The sequence below is a fragment of the Acidovorax sp. HMWF018 genome (assembly GCF_003061035.1).
In the GTDB taxonomy this organism is placed as follows: domain Bacteria; phylum Pseudomonadota; class Gammaproteobacteria; order Burkholderiales; family Burkholderiaceae_C; genus Acidovorax; species Acidovorax delafieldii.
Genome location: NZ_QAIM01000169.1, coordinates 1 through 1,348 on the forward strand (window position 1 = coordinate 1; position 1,348 = coordinate 1,348).

General features: G+C 59.3%; 3 protein-coding genes. All 3 read left to right on the forward strand.

The window, feature by feature from the left end:
- The coding region (locus DBR23_RS29540) for a hypothetical protein (protein ID WP_158276427.1) at nt 1-481 on the forward strand (481 nt) is incomplete at its 5' end.
- A 3-nt stretch (nt 482-484) separates the two neighbouring features.
- Nucleotides 485-895 (forward strand): hypothetical protein, encoded by a 411-nt coding sequence (locus tag DBR23_RS06410; RefSeq protein WP_108497681.1) that lies wholly within the window; start codon nt 485-487, stop codon nt 893-895.
- A gap of 91 nt (nt 896-986) precedes the next feature.
- On the forward strand, nt 987-1,280 hold the full coding sequence (locus tag DBR23_RS06415) for a hypothetical protein (RefSeq protein WP_108497682.1): 294 nt from the start codon (nt 987-989) through the stop codon (nt 1,278-1,280).
- The last annotated feature ends 68 nt before the right edge of the window (nt 1,281-1,348 follow it).

A 1,348-nucleotide genomic window follows, 5' to 3' on the forward strand; every position in this document is an offset into this window, starting at 1 on the left:
TGCGCCCGCCTCCGAAAGAGCGAAGCTGACGCAGGCTCTCAAGGAATTCGAGACTTTTGGGGCCCCCACGATGTGGTCGGCTGATGACGTTACCAAGAATCTCACTCCCGGAGAGCGCCGCAAAGCAATCGAATGGTTCATTACGGACTACGAATGCAAAGACTCGGACTGGATCGCGATTGGCCAGCACGCAGATGCTGTGCTTGCCGAGCGCGAAGTCTTCATCCGTGTGAGCTACGACCCGCTCTTTACGGGCGGCGAGTACAGCGGCACCCCTCAGGCGGCCATGATTCCCCTCGCGCTGATCCAATCCTTCCAGGAAGAAGACCCCAGCAGCGATGGCGTGGATCTCGCCTTTGGTAAACACACCAAGATCGACCCGATGCACATCGTGGGCTACAACTTGGAGGACCGCCACAACCAGGACGGGGAACTGATCCCTGCTGGCGCTGAGGAAGAGGAAGAGGAAGGGAGCGAGTAATCAATGACCTTGCTCGCCTTTCACGGTACCGCCGCATCGTTTGACGGCTTCCGTATGCGCCCTTCGGGGTTGCACTTCGGGACGTTCGATCAAGCGGTGCATGCGGCCACTATGAAGCTGGGGCGGCTCCCTTTGCGGGAGTTCTCCAAGCTCGAACCCGATCTCAACGGCTGGCGCGGTCGGCTGCTTCAGTGCGAACTGCAGGTGCACCGCATTCTGCGAGTTGAGGATGCGCGCACGCCCAGTGCTTGGGCCGCGCTCATCCGCAAGCACCGTGAGCATTTCGACTGCCTGGTGTATGTCAATCGCTACGAAGGCCGCCAGGAGGCGGATTCATTCGTGGTCTTTGATACCAATCGTGTGGTCGTCTTGAATAGCGACTACACGCGCTCTGGTATTCAGCCGAGCGACTGAAGAAGGACGCCCCAACGATGGGGCGACATCAACCCTCGCGGGCGCCGAAATCCCCGTCGAGGGGGTGGTGCCCGTTTTTTTGGAGAGCACCATGAACCACGTCACCATTACCGCTTCGATCTGCAAAGGGATCGCCACGCTGCCAGATGGCAGCACCGTGGACCTGAACTCGGTTCAGGCGGCCCTGAACGAGGCCTTTTCTGAAACTGGCGAGAGCCAATACCAGGAGGCCAGCGATCTGGTGGCCAAGCTCACGGGGCAGGAGCAAACCGCTCGTGGCTTTGTGGCCAGCGCCAGCGATGATCCTGAAGCAATGGAGCCTCGCTGGAGTGATGAGCATTGCTCACAGGCCCAGAAAGGGGTCTCCTCGTTTTCAGTGCAATAAGTGACGGTACGCAAAGCTAGCACTGGCGCGGGGGTGGTCTGGGTAGACCGTTGATTTCATTGACTTTC

Coding starts and splice junctions, on each gene's coding strand:
- DBR23_RS06410 (WP_108497681.1), top strand. CDS start 485: ATGACCTTGCTCGCCTTTCACGGTACCGCCGCATCGTTTGACGGCTTC.
- DBR23_RS06415 (WP_108497682.1), top strand. CDS start 987: ATGAACCACGTCACCATTACCGCTTCGATCTGCAAAGGGATCGCCACG.